Here is a 17,367-nt window from a genome sequence, read left to right as displayed (position 1 = left end):
TGTTGGCGGCCTACTTCGCGCTTTCCATCGATTCCACTGTGTCGAAAATAGGCGCCAGCGCGCTTTCCATGGCGCCGGCGGTCGCGTCGCCGCTCTGGTTGGTGATGATGAAGACCCCAAGCTGATATTGGGGAACGATGTAGGCGTAGCTTTGCGCACGTGGCACGCCGCCATGGTGTACATAATGCGTGCCCAACTGGCGGTTGTTGCCGATGTTCCAGAAATAGCCAATGCTGAAGTCATCCTGAAAGCGCACCAGCGGCTTGTGCGATTCGGCGACCGCGCGATGGGTGCCCAATTGCAGGCGCAGGTATTTCGCCATATCGGGCATGGTTGACTTCAGGTTGCCGGCCGCCCCCCAGGGCAGTTGCGGCATCGGTGTCGTGATGACGGGATTGTCGCTGTGGTAGCCGGGCGCCAGCCGGCCGGCATCCTGGGCTGCGATTTTCAGCCCGGTATCGCGCATGCCGGCTTCGCGCGCGAGGAATTGCGCGAGCAGGTCTGCATAGGGCATGTCGTAGATTGTTTCGAGCGTGTGCGCAATGAGTTCGGTACCGGCGCTGGAATAGGCGTAGTCCTTGCCAAGCGGACCCTTGATGCTGACCGTATGTAAATCCTGCCAGAATTGCTGTTGCCCGTAGTTGGCATACGCTGCATTGAGCTTTGCCGGCGTGGCGTGTGCCGTGAAATCCTGCAATATGGCGTTCACCTGCAATGGCAGCATGCCCGGCATGGTGCTGGTGTGCGTGATCAAGTGGCGCAAGCGCACGGGCTGGCCTTGCCACTGCAGGTTCGGGTAGGCGGCCGGCAGGTAGTTTTGTATGGGATCGTCGAGCGCCGCCTTCCCGTCCAGCACGGCGTTCGCCAGTAGCAGGCCAGCAAAAGTTTTGCTGACTGAGCCGATTTCATACAGCGTTGTATCGTTCGGCGGATTGGCTTTGCCGGTCTCCAGCTCGCCCTGATGCAGGATGAATTCCTTGCCGCGATAAACGACGGCAATCGAGGTCGCGTGCAGCAATGGTGACTGCAGCAAAGTGGTCGCGGTCTGGCGCATGGCCGCAGGAATGTCGTGCGCAGATGCCGTGGCTGCTGGCTTGCAAGCTGCCAGCAGCAGTGTCATTACAGTGATGCTTGCGGCGAGTTTGGTCATCATGCGCACCATCGAGGGGGGAGGGGCATTCTCGCACAATGGCTACAGCGGTGACAGAAAAAACTTGGCAAAAATCTCATCTTCTTTCTTCCATGCAGTGTGACATTTGCATGACAAATAACAGTGCCTGTCCCGATTGCGCGTCATTAAGGCGTGCATGCGAGGCGACGCTCAAGCGCTCGCCGTCCATGCGCCAAAAGTGCCGGACCGTTGAAGGTGCACGCTGAATGGCAAGTGGATGCGGCCGGAACTTTTGCCTTGCATGCCGGCTTGCGCCGGCATATTCAATCTTGGTTTTAAGTTTAATGACAGGAAACTGCAACATGACTGAAAACAATGCATCTGGCTCCAGCGTCTCCGCCATCGACGCTTACCTGAACAGTTCGGCAGCCGCCGCACAGCGCTTCACGGGCACGGCGAACGCGGATATCCTCAGCGGCACCACGGGCGCCGACGTGCTCGAAGGCCTGGCCGGCGACGATACGTATTACGTCAACCACAGCGGCGACGTGATCGTCGAACTGGCCAACGGCGGCAGCGATACCGTCTACACCAGCGTCAATTACACGGTGGCCGACAACGTCGAGAACGTGCGCCTGGCCGCAGGCGGCCTGACGGTAACGGGCAGCGCCAATACCAATAACGTCTTTTTCGTTGATGCGGCCGGTGGCAACAGGATCGATGGCGGCGGCACGGGCAACATGGTCAATTACACGGCGTCCAGCACGGGCGTGACGGCGACCTTGTCCGGAGCGAATGGCCCGGTGACGGCGCCGCCCGGCAGCGATGTGCTGCTCAATATCGCCAACATCGCCGGCAGCAAGTTCGATGATGTCCTGACCGGTAACGAGCTCAAAAACGCCCTCGTGGGCGGTTTTGGCAACGATATCCTGCGCGGCGGCAAGGGCGACGATACCCTGGCCGGCATGCAGGGCGACGACACGTATATGTTTGCCCGTGGCGACGGCGCCGACATCATCGTTGAAGGGGAAGAGGCGGCCAGCCATAACGTCGTCTCCTTCCTGGCCGGCGTCAATGCCGACCAGCTGTGGTTCCGCCAGGTGGGCACGGCGCTGGAAGTGAGCACCATCGGCACCGGCGACAAGATCACCATCAACGCCTGGTTTTCCAGTGCGGCGCCGCGCATCCAGGAATTCCGCACGGCCGAAGGCCGCGTGCTGCTGGGCAGCGACGTGCAAAACCTCGTGCAGGCAATGGCGGGCCTGGCGATGCCAGCCGCTGGCCAGCTGACCTTGCCAGCGGCAACGGCCGCCGCCCTGGCGCCGGCGCTGGCGCAGAACTGGCGCACGGAAGGACCGAACCAGCCCGGCAATGGCGTCTTTACCGGCACGGCGAACCCGGACATCATCCTGGGCACGGCGGGCGCCGACGTGATGGCGGGCCTGGCCGGCGACGACACGTATTACGTCAACCACAGCGGCGACGTGGTGGTGGAGCAGGCCGGCGGCGGCCGCGATACCGTCTATGCCAGCGCAAACTACACGCTGGCCGCCAACGTCGAAGAGGTGCATGTGAGCGCCGCCGGCCTGACGGTGACGGGCAACGGCAATGACAACGTGTTCCACGTCGATGTCGCCGGCGGCAACGTGCTGCGCGGCACCGGCACGAACAGCACGGCCACCTATGCGGGCTCCAAGGCGGGCGCGACGGCCAGCATCGTTTCCATCAATGAATCCCATGCGGCCCGCCCGGGCAGCGATGTGCTGGTCAATATTTCCAGCGTGACGGGCAGCGGCTATGACGACGTACTGTCCGGCAACGAGCTGGCCAATACCCTGGCTGGCGGCCTTGGCAACGATACCTTGCAAGGCGGCAAAGGCAGCGACGTGCTCACCGGCGGCCTCGGCGACGATACCTATGTCTTTGCGCGCGGCGACGGCGCCGATGTCATTATCGAATCGTCCGCCGATGCCAATTACGACACCATCGCTTTCCTGGCCGGTGTCAACATCGACCAGCTGTGGTTCCGCCAGGTGGGCAATGACCTGGAAGTGAGCACCATCGGCACCACGGACAAGATCACTATCCGCGCCTGGAACGCGGCTGTGCCGAACATCGAGGAATTCCGCACGGCCGCCGGCCACGTCATGCGCGGCGCCGACGTGCAGCTGCTGGTGCAGGCGATGGCGAACCTGGCGCCGCCGCCGCTGGGCCAGCTGACCTTGCCGGCCGGCACGGCCGCCGCCCTGGCGCCCGCGCTGGCCCAGGCCTGGCACTTCAACGGTCCCACGCAACCGACGGGGCAGACCTTCGTCGGCACGGCGGGCGCCGACGTCATCAACGGCACGGCCGGCGCGGACCTGCTGCAAGGCCTCGGTGGCGACGACACGTATTACGTCAACCACAGCGGCGACTTCATCGATGAACGTGGCAATGGCGGCAACGACACCGTGTACACCAGCGTCAACTACACGGTGGCCGACAACGTCGAGTACGTGCGCCTGGCCGCTGCCGGCCTGACGGTGACGGGCAGCGCCTATACCAGCAACGTCTTCCATGTCGGCACCGCCGGCGGCAACGTGCTCGACGGTGGCGGGGCGGGCAATTCGCTGTCCTATGCCACTTCCACTACGGGCGTGACGGCCGCCTTTGCGCCCGTTGGCGGCCCGATGACGGCGCGCGCGGGTAGCGACGTGCTGGCCAATTTCAATGCCGTCATCGGCAGCAAGTTCGACGATGTGCTGACCGGCAATGAACTGAAGAACATCCTGCTGGGCGGCCTCGGCAACGATATCCTGCAAGGCGGCAAGGGCGATGACGCGCTGGCCGGTACGCTGGGCAACGACACCTATGTCTTCGCCCGCGGCGACGGCGCCGACATTATTTCCGAGGCGAACGAGGTGGGCAGCCGCGACGTGGTGTCCTTCCTGGCCGGCGTCAGCGCCGAGCAGCTGTGGTTCCGCCAGGTGGGCAGCAACCTCGAAGTGAGCACCATCGGCACCAATGACAAGATCACCGTCAATGGCTGGTATGCGGCAGCGGGGGCGAGCATCGAGCAATTCCGCATGGCCGATGGCCGGGTCTTGCTGGGCAGCCAGGTGCAAAACCTCGTGCAGGCCATGGCGGGCCTGACGCCGCCACCGGCCGGCCAGCTGACCTTGCCTGCAGGCACGGCCGCCATCCTGGCGCCGGTGCTGGCGCAGAACTGGCGCGCCGCGCAACAAACGCTTGCCGCCAGCCAGGGCGGCTTCGGCGGCTGGCAGGCGGATTCCGCGCAGCTGGTGCAAGCGATGGCCGGCTTTGCCGTGCCGCCGGCTGCATCGGCGCCATGGTCAGGCCACGGCAATCCGTCGACGCAGATCCAGCTGGCGGCAGTCCATTAATCAGTTGACATAGCCAGATCCACCCTCACGCAGCCGGGCCGGGGCGACCTGTCACGGCCTGGCTGCGCCATTGAATCTCTGATATTGCCCGATGACAGTCCTCTCCCACCGCAACGATACGCCGTCCTTGGAAAAAACCGCGCCCGACTCGGGCTTGCTGTCGCTGTTGCTGATGGCCAGCCTGCACGGCATCGCCGCCGATGGCGCCCAGCTCAAGCACGCTTTCGGCCAGGCCGTGTTCACGCGGCAAACCGTGCTGCTGGCCGCCCGGCAACTTGGCTTGACGGCCAAACTGGTGCGCCAGGCGCCCGAACGGCTGGCACAAGCGCCGCTGCCGGCCATCGCCATCGATACGGATGGCCGTTTCTTTATCCTCGGCAAGGTCGAGACGGGCGCTGACGGCGTGAGCAAGGTGCTGGTCCAGCATCCGGGCCAGCCGCCGCAAATCCTCGGCCGTGACGCCTTCCTTGCCGCCTGGACGAGCGAGCTGATCTTTTTCACCAGCAAGGCCAGCTATGCGGGCGAGACGGCACGTTTCGACTTCAGCTGGTTCATTCCCGCCATAGTCAAATACCGCAGGCTGCTGGGCGAAGTGTTGCTGATTTCCTTCGTGCTGCAACTGATCGGCCTGGCCACGCCCCTGTTTTTCCAAGTGGTGATGGACAAGGTGCTGGTCAACCACGCGATGAAAACCCTGCACGTGGTGGCCATCGGCCTCGTGTGTGCCATCGTCTTCGAAGCCGTGCTTGGCCTCATCCGCACCTATGTTTTTGCGCGCACGAGCAGCAAGATCGACGTGGAACTGGGCGCGCGCCTGTTCCGCCACTTGCTGGCCTTGCCGATCGCGTATTTCCAGGCGCGCCGCGTGGGCGATTCCGTGGCGCGCATCCATGAACTGGAAAACATCCGCTCTTTCCTCACCGGCAACGCCATGACCCTGGTGCTCGACCTGCTGTTTTCCTTCATCTTCATTGCCGCCATGCTGTGGTACAGCGCGGCGCTCAGCATCGTCGTGCTGGCCTCGATTCCCGTCTATGCGGCCCTGTCGATGCTGCTCACGCCTGTGTTGCGGGGCCGCCTGAACGACAAATTCAACCGCAGCGCGGAAAACCAGTCCTTCCTGGTCGAAACCATCAGCGGCGTCGATACGCTCAAGGCCATGGCCGTCGAGCCGCGCTGGCAGCAGCAGTGGGAAAAGCAGCTGGCCGGCTATGTCTCGGCGGGCCTGTCGGCGAATAACATCGGCATGCTGGCCAGCGGCGGCGTGACGCTCGTGAGCAAGCTGGTGACGGCGGCCATCATGTGGTGGGGCGCCACCCTCGTCATCGACGGCAAGATGACGGTGGGCGAACTGGTCGCGTTCAATATGCTGGCCGGGCAGGTGGCGTCGCCCATCTTGCGCCTGGCCCAGCTGTGGAACGATTTCCAGCAAGTGGGCATCTCCATGAGCCGGCTCGGCGACATCCTCAACGCGCGCGTGGAAGCGGGCAGCCAGAAGGCGCGCCTGCCGCGCATCGCGGGCGCCATCGACTTCCAGCAAGTGGGTTTCCGCTACCGGCCTGATGCGGCCGAGGTGCTGCGCAATGTGTCGATTGCCATCGCGCCCGGCGAAGTGATCGGCATCGTCGGGCGTTCCGGCTCGGGAAAGAGCACCTTGACGCGGCTGGCGCAGCGCCTGTATATCCCCGAGCGTGGCAAGGTGCTGATCGACGGGCAGGATATCGCCGTCATCGACACGGCTTCGCTGCGGCGCCAGATTGGCGTCGTGCTGCAGGAAAACATCCTGTTCAACCGCTCCGTGCGCGACAACATCGCGCTGAGCGACCCGGCGCTACCGATGGAAACCGTCATCGCCGTGGCGAAACTGGCCGGCGCCCACGATTTTATTTGCGAATTGCCCGAAGGCTACGACACCATGGTGGGCGAGCACGGCACGGGCCTGTCGGGCGGCCAGCGCCAGCGCATCGCCATCGCCCGCGCCCTGATCGGCAATCCGCGCATCCTGATTTTCGACGAGGCCACGAGCGCGCTCGACTATGAGTCGGAAAAAATCATCCAGGACAATATGCGCGGCATTTGCGCGGGGCGCACCGTGCTGATCATCGCCCACCGCCTGTCGGCCGTGCGCGAAGCGCACCGCATCGTGGTCATGGAGCGGGGGCAGGTGGCCGAACTGGGCACGCACGACGCGCTGCTGGCGCAGCCGGGCGGCATCTACGCCCATCTGTACAGCCTGCAGCAGGGCACGAGCGGGAGCGCAACAGGGGACGCAACATGAGCGCCGGCCACCGCCTGGCCGCGTATGGCGAGCTGTTGCAACGCTACGCCCAGGTGCTGCGGCACAGCTGGCGCCAGCGCGCCGCCTTGAGCGGCCCCGTCCTCAGCGAAGACGAGGCGGCCTTCTTGCCGGCCGCGCTGGCGCTGCAGGAGCGGCCCGTGTCGCCATCGCTGCGCCTGACGGCCAGGGTGCTGATGCTGCTGGTCGGCTGCGTCGTGCTGTGGGCGGTCTTTGGCCAGGTCGACATCATCGTCAACGCGGCAGGCAAGATCATTCCTTCCGGCAACACCAAGACCATCGCTTCAGTCGACGTGGCGGCCGTGCGCGCCCTGCACGTGCGCGAGGGGCAGGCCGTGAAGGCGGGCCAGCTGCTGGTGGAACTCGACAGCCGCGGCCCGGACGCCGAGCGCGACAAGGCCGCCGGCGACGCCGTGGCGGCCGCGCTGCAGATGGCCCGTTCGCGTGCGCTGATCGCCGCCATCGACAGCTTGACGCTGCCGAAGCTGGTGGCGCCCGATGGCGCTTCCGCCGCCCAGCGTGAGGAAGCGCAGGGCCACCTCGATGGCCAGTACGCGAACTTCCGCGCCAGGCTCGCGCATCTCGATGGAGAAATCGCCCGCTACGCCCAGGCGCTGCCATTGGCGGCCCAGCGCGCAGGCGATTACCAGGCGCTGCTGGCCACGCGCGACGTGGCCGAACACGCGTGGCTGGAAAAGGAACAGGCGCGTATCGACCTGGCCGGCCAGCTGGCGTCGGCCCGCAGCGAGCGCGCGGCCCTGGTGGCGCAGACGCGCAAGGATGCCTACGACGCGCTGACGGAAGGGGCCAGGGTAGCGGCGGCCAGCGGCCAGGATGCGCGCCGCGCAGGCGCCCGCGGCAGCCTGCTGCGCCTGACGGCGCCCGTCGATGGCACGGTGCAGCAACTGAAGCTGCATACGGTGGGCGGCGTCGTGCCGGCCGCGCAGGCGCTGATGCAGATCGTGCCGCGCCAGGGCAAGCTGGAAATCGACGCCGTGCTGGAAAACCGCGACGTCGGCTTCGTGCAGGTCGGGCAGGCGGTGGCCATCAAGGTCGACGCCTTCGATTACACCAAGTATGGCACCGTGCCCGCCGTCGTCAGCAGCGTCTCGCGCGACGCCGTCGAGGATGAAAAGAAGGGCCCCGTGTATGCCGTCAGGATCACGCTGCGGCAGCCGTCCATCGTCGTCGACGGCAGATTGGCGCCGCTGTCGGCCGGCATGGCCGTGCGCGCGGAAATCCGCACGGGGACGAGGAGGGTGATCGAATACGTGCTCTCGCCGCTGGTACAGCACCAGAAGGAGGCGCTGCATGAACGCTAGACCCCGCGCCATGGCCGCCATCGCCATGGCCGCCATCGCCATCGCCGCCAGCTTGCTGCTGGCCAGTGCTGCGGCGCAGGCGGGCGAGTTCGAGGCCGCGCCATGCCCGTCCGCGTACGAGGCGGGCGTGCCCTTGACCCTGCCGGCGGCCGTCGACCTGGCCCTGTGCCATAACGCGCAGGTGCACGGCGCCTGGGCCGGCATCCGCTTGCAGGCGGCCGGCGTGGGCGAGGCCAGGGCCGTCTTTCTGCCGACCCTGAATGCGGGCGTGAGCCGGGTGCACGACCGCACGGCCTATCCGGGCGCCAGTACGCCGTCCGGCAGCTTGAACAGCAATACGGGCTCGCTCAATCTGTCCTGGCGTCTGTTCGACTTCGGCGGGCGCGCGGCGGGCCAGCGTTCGGCGCAAGCCTTGCTCGACGCGGCCCTGGCCAACCGCGACGCCGTGCTGCAAAAGACGCTGGCGGCCACCGTCAGCGCGTATTTCGACGCGCAGACGGCGCGGGCCAACGTGCGGATGCGCGAGGAGTACCGGGCGCTGGCCAATGAAACGGTGCTGGCCACGCAGCGCCGCGCGCAGCGGGGACTGGGTTCGCACAGCGACACCCTGCAGGCGACGAGCGCGCTGGCCAAGGCGGCCCTGGGCGCCAGCCGCGCCGATGGCGAGTTCCAGAAGGCGCGCGCCGTGCTCGTCTATACGCTGGGCTTGCCGGCTGAGGCGGGCGTGGTGCTGGATGACGAAGCGGATGCCCCGGTGGCGGGCTTGGGCGAAGATTTGCACACCTGGCTGGCGCTGGCCCAGGCGCGGCACCCGGCCATCGTGGCTGCGCAGGCGCAGCTGGCGGCCGCGCGCGAACGGGTGGCCATGAGCGAGTCGGAAGGCCGTCCCAGCATCGACCTGACGGCCAATATCTACCAGAACGGCCGCCCCAACCAGGGCTTGTCCGCCGCGTCCACGCGTGAAACCCTGGTGGGCATCTCATTGAACATCCCCTTGTTCGACGGTTTTGCGCGCCACTACAAGGTACGCGGCGCGCTGGCGCAGGCCGGGCAAAGGGAAGCCGAGGCGCAAGACGTAAAGCAGCAAACCCTGATGGAACTGGTGAAAACGCATGCGGAGGCGAGTACGGCGCTGGCTAACCTGGCCGCCTCGCAAGCGTGGCTGGACGCGGCGCGCGATGCCCAGGCCAGCGTGCAGCGCAAGTTCGGCCTGGGCGCGGCCGATATCCTGGAAATGCTGAACACGCAGTCGGCGCTGCTCGAGGCGCAGCAGGAGCGCATCCGTTGCCAGGCGGAATGGCGTTCGGCCCGGCTGCGTCTGCTGGCCAGCGCCGGCGTGCTGGGACGGGAGGCCATTGCAGGTCGCTAACAGGCGCATTCCGCGCGCCATGCCGGCGCAATTATGACTATATTAGCGTAGCTAATCCACACACCGGCCAAGGGAGACATCATGCACAGCATACAAAAGATTACCCCGTGTTTATGGTTCAACGGCCACGCCGAGGCGGCGGCCCTGTTTTATACGGGGATATTCCCCAATTCGAAGATCGGCCAGATCCTGCGCTATGGCGAGGAGGGCAAGGAAATCCACGGCCAGGAGCCGGGCAGCGTGCTGACGGTGGCGTTTGAACTCGACGGCCAGACGTTCACAGGCTTGAATGGCGGGCCGCTGTTCCAGTTTTCCGAAGCGATCTCGTTCCAGGTCAATTGCGAAACCCAGGACGAGGTCGACCACTACTGGAACCAGCTGTCCGAAGGCGGGGCCCTGGAAGCGCAGCAGTGCGGCTGGCTCAAGGACCAGTTCGGCGTGTCCTGGCAAATCGTGCCCACCATCATGGTCAAGCTGCTGGGCGATCCCGACCCGATCAAGGCCCAGCGCGTGATGAAAGCCATGATGGGCATGAAAAAGATCGACATCGACGAGATCAAGCGGGCGTACGCGGGTTAGCCTGGTCCGTCAGGCAGCGGTGCGCCCTGTCCAAGATGGCCGGCATTTGTTATAGTCCCAGCCATCTTTCCATCCGCCTACATACCTGCCATGACCACTAGCACCAGCAGCACCATCGCGCCCCGCACCTTCGGCACGCCCCTGTCTTCCACCGCCATCAAAGTCATGCTGCTGGGTTCCGGTGAGCTGGGCAAGGAAGTGATCATGTCGCTGCAGCGCCTGGGCGTGGAAGTGATCGCCGTCGACCGCTACCCGAACGCGCCGGGCCACCCGGTGGCGCACCGCTCGCACGTGATCGACATGAGCGACGGCGTGGCCCTGGCCGCCCTGATCGAACTGGAAAAGCCCGATTTGATCGTGCCCGAAATCGAAGCCATCGCCACCGATACGCTGGCGGCGCTGGAAGCGGCCGGACAAATCACGTGCATCCCGAACGCGCGCGCGGCCGTGCTGACGATGAACCGCGAAGGCATCCGCACCCTGGCGGCCGAAACCCTGGGCGTGGCCACGTCGCCCTACCGCTTCGCCAGCAGCCTGCGGGAGTTGCAGCTTGCATGCCAGGAGATCGGCTTTCCGTGCGTCGTGAAACCCGTGATGTCGTCGTCGGGAAAAGGCCAGTCCAAACTCGATGGCGCCGCGGACGTGGACGCGGCGTGGGCGTATGCGGCCAGCGGCAGCCGTGTCGATACGGGCCGGGTCATCGTCGAGGGTTTCATCGACTTCGACTACGAAATCACCCTGCTGACGGTGCGCGCCGTCGGCGCTTCGGGACAGATCGAGACGCAGTTCTGCGAGCCGATCGGCCACTTGCAGGTGCATGGCGACTACGTGGAATCGTGGCAGCCGGCCCGCATGGCGCCGCTGGCCCTCGAGCGTTCGCGCGACATCGCGCGCAAGGTGACGGACAACCTGGGCGGCCTGGGCCTGTTCGGCGTGGAGCTGTTCGTCAAGGACGACATGGTGTGGTTCTCGGAAGTGAGCCCCCGTCCGCACGACACGGGCATGGTCACCATGGCCAGCCAGGTGCAGAGCGAATTCGAGCTGCACGCGAAAGCCATCCTCGGCTTGCCCGTCAACGTGGCCCTGCGCTCGCCCGGCGCCTCGGCCGTCATCTACGGCCAGCTGGAAGCGAAAGGCATCGCCTTCGAAGGCGTGGCCGACGCCCTGAGCGTGCCGGGCGCGGACTTGCGCCTGTTCGGCAAGCCGGAATCGTTCGCCCGCCGCCGCATGGGCGTGGCGCTGGCCACGGCCGACGATATCGACACGGCGCGCGCGCGCGCCGTGCTGGCTGCGTCGAAAGTCAAGCCGGTGGTCCGCTGATGCCAGAGGCCAGCCTGCCGCAGGCCGACGCCGGTGGCGACGACATCAAGCGCAAGCTGCGCGGCCACATCGCGCGGCGCAACCTGGCCGGCGCCGCCAACGATTGCAAGTGGAACGAGCTGCTGGCCTTTATGCGCGGACGCACCGACTGGGCGCCGTCGTACCGTTACGGCTCCGTCACCGGCTATGTGTCGCGCTGGGATACGGAATGGGATTACCACCCGCCGTTCCCGTTCCTGGGCGTGGAATGGTTCGATATCAGCCTGTATTCGGAAGAACACGTGGCTATGCTGCTGCCCAAGAAAATCATCGACCACGGCGTGTGGATCGTGCCGGCGCTCGAGCGCATTGGTTTCGATTTCGAAGTGCGGGACCGGGTGGCGCGTATCTGGGGCTATTTGCCCCGTAATTATCACGACTTCCCAACCGCCGACTAATTCAAAGACTACTCTCATGCCTGAAAACCTTATTCCCCAGGTGCCGCAACCGGACGACGCCGTCGTCGGCAAGGAAGCGGGCGCGCAGATGCTGGCCACGGCGTGCGCCGCGCGCGACGCCTTCTATGCCACATTGGGCGCCGTTGACGCCGACGTGCTGGCGCCGCTGGTCAACCCGGCCTTCATGGGTGGCCCACGCTGGCCATCGTTGCGTCAGGCCTGGCGGGTGATCCGCCGCAATGATTCCATCCTCATCGCCAGCGATGGCTTGAGCGACCCGTTCGAGGATGACGACGACGTTTTTGTCCCGCGCGGCCACCTGCTGGAAGTGTGCATCGAGGCGCCGCTGTCCGCCTTCGACGGCGGTCCGGTGCAGGCATCGTGGCTCTTCGATCTGGTCTACCAGGTCAGCCAGAACGTGGCCGATCATGGCTCCATCGATTTGCTGGTGCAGCGCCACGGCAGCGTGTCGATGGCGCTGGACTTGCAAGACGTACCCAAGGGCCTCGAAGACGAGAATGAACAGGTGGGCGTGCTGCTGGCCCAGGGCGCGGGCACGATTCCCCCTTCCTTCGACACGCCGTTTGGCGACGTGATGCTGCTGACGCTCACCGCGCTGCAGCCGGCCGAACTGGCATACATCAGCGAGGCCGAAGACAAGGCCCAAGCGCGGCGCGACCTGGCCGCCGCGCTGGCCGCGTCGCCGGCCGGGCATTGGAGCGTGGCCCAGCGGCCGGCCGTCATTCCCCGCTAGGCGGTTCCACGGGCACGGCAACTGGTGCTTCCGGTTCTTCCGCTTTCGGCGCTTCCTTCGCCTCCACGACGACGGGCGCCGGCGGCGGCTCGCGCCACTTGCCCGCCGCCTTCAGCTTGTTTTTCAGCCCCGGTAAGGGAAAACCCAGCGCATAGGCTTTTTGCGCGTGCGCGCTGGCCTTCTCGTATTCCTTCTTCTTTGCATACATCAGGCCCAGGTTGTACTGGATGGTGGCCTGGTCAGGCGCCAGGCGGCTGGCAGCGTCCAGCTGTTCCAGCGCCATCGCATCCTGGCCCGTGGACAGCAAATAGCTGCCATATACCATGCGCGCCGTCACGTCGTGCGGCGCGAAGGCGATCGCCCGTTCGAAGTAGCAGCTGACCGTATAGCGGGCGCCCACCGGCTGCGCGCTTTTCAGGCGCAATCCCAGCTTGGCCATCGATGCCAGCGCCCGGTGGTGGTTCGGGAAGTGTTCGAGCGTGTAGCTGATGTCCGCGCCCAGGCTGCCCGTCATGCCTTGCGTGAGCGTTTCCACGGCGCGCGAAAAATGGAATTTCTCGACCACGGACAGCCCGTCGCGGTCTTCCGCGCTCGTGTAGTCGCCGCCCGGCGTGCGCTTGACGTAGGGCGGACACTCGGCGGCAGTAGCGCTGGCGCAGCAGGCGGCGAGGGTGCAGGCTAACAAGCAATGCTTCATGTCGGACTCCTGTGGCTGACCTGGTCGAGCAAATCGGCCAGGGCGTTGCTGCGGGCTTGCCGCGATTGCAGGGCGATGGCCGTGGGGCTGGCCAGCGGGGCGCGGCCCTGGCGCGCCAGTTCCAGAAAGCGCAGCAGCGCGCGTGCGCAATCGCCGCTCGACGCCAGTTGGCCGATGGTATCGATGCCACAGTGGCGCAGCTTGGCCGCGCTGTCGCCGGCCAGGTCGGTCAGCGCGAGGATGGGGCGGCGGCAGCGCAGGTATTCATACAGCTTGGCGGGAATCTGTCCGTTGCAGTTGGCCGCCTGCAGCAGCAGCAAGCCGTCGGCGGCCAGCATTTCGCGCAGCGCATCCTCGTGCGGCTGCAACGGTTCCAGGCTCACCAGATCCAGGATGCCGTATTTCGCCAGCAGTTCCGCCAGCCACGCATCGTGGCCCGTGGCGCGCAGCACCAGCTGGAAATTGCGGGCGTGCAGCACGCCGTCGTGGCGCAGGCGGGCCAGGGCTTCGAACAGCGGCTGCGGATCGCGCTCGGACGGGTAGATCACGCCGCTGTGCAGCAGCAAAAAGCGGCTGCGGTGGCCGCGCGGCCCGGCCAGCGGCACGGCGTCCGCGTCATCGTCGTGGCCATTTTCGATCAGGCAGAAGCGCTCGCGCCCCACCTGTGCCAGGCGCCGCTGGTGCGCCGCGATGGCGCCCGGCGTGGTGCAGACGATGGCCGCGCTGCGCGCCGCGATGCGCTGTTCGATCCACGCATGCATGCGGTGCAGGCGAGGCTCGGGCGGATACGGCGCCAGCGGGTCGCTGTCGTCGAGCATGGGGTCGCGCTGGTCGGCGATCCACGGCAGGCCGCTGAGTTTTTGCAGGGTCATCGCGATCAGGTGCGCCGTGGCGATCGGGTATGTCGACCAGATGGCGTCGGGGCGGTATTCGCGGATCATGCGCAGGCCGGCCGGCACGGCGCTCAGCCACCAGGAACTCCAGCGGTCGGGCAGCGCCAGGCAGCGCGGATAGCGCCCGGCGATGGACAAATGGCGCGCCGCGTCCAGCGCCAGGGTGCGCCGCACGGTCGCTTGCGCGCCGATCTGCGCCAGTTGCGTATTGCCCCGCTGCGCATACGCGAGCGGCGAGGGGCTGAGCACGAGCGGCTGCCAGCCGCAGTCGGGCAAATGGCGCGCAAAGCCCAAGGTGCGCAGGATGCCGCTGCCGCCGGCAAACGGCGGAAAATGGTAGGCGACCATCAGCACCCGTTTTGGTCGGGCCGCGTTCGGTCGGGCCGCGTTCGGCGAGGTCATTACCATGACCGCAGCCACCGCGCGCACAGCTGTTCGACTTCGCCGCGCCAGGCGGCGCTGGCGAACGTGTGGTTGGCGCCAGCGACCTGCGCCTGCGTCCATTGCGCGCGGGTGGACACGGCGCGCCAGGCTGTGTCGCCATCGAGCAGGGCTTGCCACTCGCGCGCACCGAGGTCGTCGCCGCTGAGGACCAGCAGCACCTTGCCCTGGAATTGCGCCAGGGCCCGCAGCAGGGCCGGCGCGGGCGCATCGTCTTCCTGCATTGTCGGTTCTTGCGTGGCGGCCGCCACCTGCCGCAGCGAGGCCAGGCTGGCGCCCAGCTGCAGTCCTCCGCTGGCCAGCTTGCGCCAGAAACCGCCTTGCAGCAGGCGTGGCAGATAATAGTGGCGCAAGGTGGCGCGCGCCAGGCCGGCGCTGCTGCGCACCCACGGGTTGAGCAGGATCAGGGCTTTGACGCGCGCGTCGCGCGGCGCGTGGCAGGCGGCCGCCGTGGCGCCGTCGCACAAGCCCCACAGCGCCACTTCGCGCAAGGCCGGCACGGCGTCGAAGAATTGCGCCAGCGCGCCGGCGATGTCGGGACCGGCGGCACGGTAATCGCGCGCGCTGCCTTCGCTGTCGCCCATGCCGCGCAAGTCGAAACGCAGCACGGGCCAGCCTTGCGCGGCCAGGGCGCGGGCCAGCAAGACGAACTGGCGGTGGCTCCCGATCCGGTACTGCGGCCCGCCCGTGACGATCAATACGCCGCGCGGGCCCGGCGCGTCGGGCAGGCTGAGGATGCCGATCATGCGCGCCTGCGCCTCGCCGTCATCAGTTGCGCTGCGAAAGCGCAGGGCCAGTTCGCGCACGGCGGGTGCTGCGAGGTGCTGCTGGCTGCTGTCGCGCTTCATGGCGGCGTCCTCTCCGCATCGAGCCAGTCGCGGCACAGCGCGCGCGTGGCGTCCAGCAGTTGCGGACAAGCGAGCAGCTCGCCGCTGTGCCAGAACGGGCCATCGCCGAAGCTGGCCACGTGGACGGCGGCGCCCTGGTCCCGCCATTGCCGTGCCAGGGGCGGCAAGGGCGCGGCTGCCTGGTCCGGTCCCCGGTAATCGAGCCAATAGACTGGAACGGCAGGCTGCAGCGCGGACGCGCTGACGTCATTGATGGCGTGCGCCAGCGCGGGCGCCAGCAGGTAGCCGGCCACTTCCACAGCTTCGCTCTCTGCCAGTACTGCGCGCGCATGGCCGGGCGCTTCCTGCCCGCCGCCGGCCAGCATGCCGGCCGCCAGGCGCAGGCGCAGGAAACGGTCGATGACGCGCCGTCCATCGAGTTCCGGTTGCCACAGCAGCAACCGCGCCAGGGGCAGCGGCGGGTTGCTGGCAAAATCGAGGGCCAGCAGGGCGCCCAGACGCAAGCCCCATACGGTCAAGGGACCGTCGACCCGCTGTGCCAGCCACGCGCACGCCAGGTGCAGGTCGTTGTGCCAGATATCCCAGCGCGCCTCGCCAAAGTCGCCGCTGCTGTCGCCGCAGCCGAACAGGTCGATCTGCAGCACGCTGTAGCCGGCCGCGGCAAAGGCGCGCGCCTGCGCGGCGGCCACGTGGCGGCTTTTATTCAGTTCTTCCGCGAACGGATGCACGTAGAGGATGCCGCCGCGCGCGGCCTGGCCCGGCGGCGGCAGGTGCAGCAAACAATAGCGCTGGCCGCCGCTGGCGGGCAGGAAGAAGGGCAGCAGCGGCAGCGCGTCGGTGAGGGCGCGGTTCATGCTCGCAGCTTTGCAAACACGAAATCGTGCAGGGTGCCCACGGTGGCGAAGTGGCGTGCGTGGATGTCGTCGTCGGCGACGATGATGCCGAAATGGTCTTCCAGCGCGGCGATCACGCCGATCACGGCCATCGAGTCGAGTTCCGGCACGCTGCCCAGGAGCGGCGTGTGGGCTTCCAGCACGCGCCCGTTCAAGCCCAGGGTGGTGTCGAGGATGTGCTTTACTGCTTCAAGATGCGGCATGTCAGCTCCAGGGAAGGGTAGTGCGGCAGGGACGACGTATCGAAGGCCAGGCAGGGGATGTCGTCGGGACGGCGCGACAGGTGTACATGCGGCGGCAGGCTGGCGGCCATCCATTGCCAGCGCCCGCAGCGAATGAAGGTGGCCGTGCCCAGCGCGTGCGTGCCCAGGCGCGCGTGGGCGCCCAGCGAGGCGCGGTTGAAACGCGAGATGCGGCTGCACGACCAGCGCACGCCCTGCGCGTACAGCACGGCGTTGGCTTCTTCCCACAGGCGCGCGAAGACGAGGCCGCCGCGCTGTTCAGGATGCACCCACACGTCGAGGTCCCACGACGACTGGTTTGAGGCCAGCGCATAGCGGGCGCGCACCTCGTCTTCCTGGCAGCCGTGGCGCAGCAGCCAGATCCAGCCAACCATGCCGGACTTGTCGCGCGCCACCAGGCATTGCGCGCCCTGGCGGTAACGCTCGCGCAGCGCGCCGGGCCGGCGCTCGGGACCGGGCGGCAAGTCCGCTTCCGCCAGGCAGGGCGTGACGGTGATCGACTGGCCGCGCCCGCGGCACAGCGAACCGGGCGCCACGGCTTGCGCCACAAATTGATAACGGTACAGCGCGCAGCGCCCGCCCGGCACCGTTGCCAGCAGCCGCGCCACGGCCAGCCAGGCGCTGTCGCGCCAGCCCAGCTGGGCGACGCTGGCGGCCAGCCGTTGCAGCAAGGGAAATTGCGGGGACAGGGCCATGGTAGTAACGGACGGGGCGGCTATGCAGCCAACGCTGTCCATTAGAGCGCAGCGGCCAGTGGCCGATGTTGCGCGGCCTCAAGCATT

General features: G+C 66.9%; 15 protein-coding genes. 8 read left to right on the top strand and 7 right to left on the bottom strand.

The genetic code is table 11. The features are described from left to right. Positions 1–10: 10 nt before the first annotated feature. Entirely contained in the window at positions 11–1,162 is a 1,152-nt protein-coding gene (locus tag V3C40_RS04725) for a serine hydrolase domain-containing protein (protein WP_331776699.1), read from the bottom strand. A 311-nt stretch (positions 1,163–1,473) separates the two neighbouring features. Here V3C40_RS04725 and V3C40_RS04720 point away from each other — a divergent pair, with 311 nt between their 5' ends. From V3C40_RS04720 to V3C40_RS04685, 8 genes are all read left to right on the top strand, one after another. Further along, on the top strand, positions 1,474–4,494 hold the full coding sequence (locus V3C40_RS04720) for a calcium-binding protein (RefSeq protein WP_331776698.1): 3,021 nt from the start codon (positions 1,474–1,476) through the stop codon (positions 4,492–4,494). 91 nt (positions 4,495–4,585) lie between these two features. Then, the gene (locus V3C40_RS04715; protein ID WP_331776697.1) at positions 4,586–6,772 is read left to right on the top strand and encodes a type I secretion system permease/ATPase; all 2,187 of its coding nucleotides are present in this window, start codon (positions 4,586–4,588) and stop codon (positions 6,770–6,772) included. Beyond that, positions 6,769–8,112 carry an HlyD family type I secretion periplasmic adaptor subunit gene (locus V3C40_RS04710; RefSeq protein WP_331776696.1) on the top strand — a complete coding sequence of 448 codons (1,344 nt, stop codon included), beginning with the start codon at positions 6,769–6,771 and terminating at the stop codon, positions 8,110–8,112. Before V3C40_RS04715 ends, V3C40_RS04710 begins: the two co-directional genes overlap by 4 nt. Continuing rightward, on the top strand, positions 8,102–9,481 hold the full coding sequence (locus V3C40_RS04705) for a TolC family protein (RefSeq protein WP_331776695.1): 1,380 nt from the start codon (positions 8,102–8,104) through the stop codon (positions 9,479–9,481). Before V3C40_RS04710 ends, V3C40_RS04705 begins: the two co-directional genes overlap by 11 nt. Positions 9,482–9,562: 81 nt before the next feature. Then, positions 9,563–10,060: a VOC family protein gene (locus V3C40_RS04700; RefSeq protein ID WP_442907219.1), complete on the top strand. Its 498-nt coding sequence runs from the start codon at positions 9,563–9,565 to the stop codon at positions 10,058–10,060. Between the two features lie 90 nt (positions 10,061–10,150). After that, positions 10,151–11,380, top strand: coding sequence for a formate-dependent phosphoribosylglycinamide formyltransferase (gene purT, locus V3C40_RS04695; RefSeq protein WP_072453699.1), 1,230 nt, complete (start codon positions 10,151–10,153; stop codon positions 11,378–11,380). Then, positions 11,380–11,817, top strand: a complete 438-nt coding sequence (locus V3C40_RS04690) for a DUF6678 family protein (protein WP_257620624.1) — start codon at positions 11,380–11,382, stop codon at positions 11,815–11,817. Before purT ends, V3C40_RS04690 begins: the two co-directional genes overlap by 1 nt. Before the next feature lie 16 nt (positions 11,818–11,833). Then, positions 11,834–12,571, top strand: coding sequence for a hypothetical protein (locus V3C40_RS04685; protein WP_331776694.1), 738 nt, complete (start codon positions 11,834–11,836; stop codon positions 12,569–12,571). Here the strand turns inward: V3C40_RS04685 and V3C40_RS04680 are convergent. The 6 genes from V3C40_RS04680 to V3C40_RS04655 are packed head-to-tail and all read right to left on the bottom strand — an operon-like array spanning position 12,558 to position 17,280. Beyond that, complete coding sequence (locus tag V3C40_RS04680) at positions 12,558–13,268, bottom strand: ABC transporter permease (protein ID WP_331776693.1); 711 nt, start codon at positions 13,266–13,268, stop codon at positions 12,558–12,560. The genes V3C40_RS04685 and V3C40_RS04680 overlap by 14 nt on opposite strands. Then, complete coding sequence (locus tag V3C40_RS04675; RefSeq protein WP_331776692.1) at positions 13,265–14,569, bottom strand: glycosyltransferase; 1,305 nt, start codon at positions 14,567–14,569, stop codon at positions 13,265–13,267. Before V3C40_RS04675 ends, V3C40_RS04680 begins: the two co-directional genes overlap by 4 nt. Beyond that, positions 14,563–15,450 (bottom strand): hydrolase 1, exosortase A system-associated, encoded by an 888-nt coding sequence (locus V3C40_RS04670; RefSeq protein WP_331776691.1) that lies wholly within the window; start codon positions 15,448–15,450, stop codon positions 14,563–14,565. The genes V3C40_RS04675 and V3C40_RS04670 overlap by 7 nt, the downstream gene beginning before the upstream one ends. Then, a complete protein-coding gene (locus tag V3C40_RS04665; RefSeq protein WP_331776690.1) occupies positions 15,447–16,304 on the bottom strand; it encodes a hydrolase 2, exosortase A system-associated in 858 nt (285 codons plus the stop codon). Before V3C40_RS04665 ends, V3C40_RS04670 begins: the two co-directional genes overlap by 4 nt. After that, entirely contained in the window at positions 16,301–16,546 is a 246-nt protein-coding gene (locus tag V3C40_RS04660) for an acyl carrier protein (RefSeq protein ID WP_230515827.1), read from the bottom strand. Before V3C40_RS04660 ends, V3C40_RS04665 begins: the two co-directional genes overlap by 4 nt. Next, the gene (locus tag V3C40_RS04655) at positions 16,525–17,280 is read right to left on the bottom strand and encodes a GNAT family N-acetyltransferase (protein ID WP_331776689.1); all 756 of its coding nucleotides are present in this window, start codon (positions 17,278–17,280) and stop codon (positions 16,525–16,527) included. The genes V3C40_RS04660 and V3C40_RS04655 overlap by 22 nt, the downstream gene beginning before the upstream one ends. Positions 17,281–17,367 lie beyond the last annotated feature (87 nt).

The organism is Janthinobacterium sp. LS2A (assembly GCF_036543145.1).
Lineage (GTDB): Bacteria > Pseudomonadota > Gammaproteobacteria > Burkholderiales > Burkholderiaceae_D > Janthinobacterium > Janthinobacterium aestuarii.
Note: the sequence above shows the minus strand (reverse complement) of the source record. Positions and strands in the feature narration are given on the sequence as shown.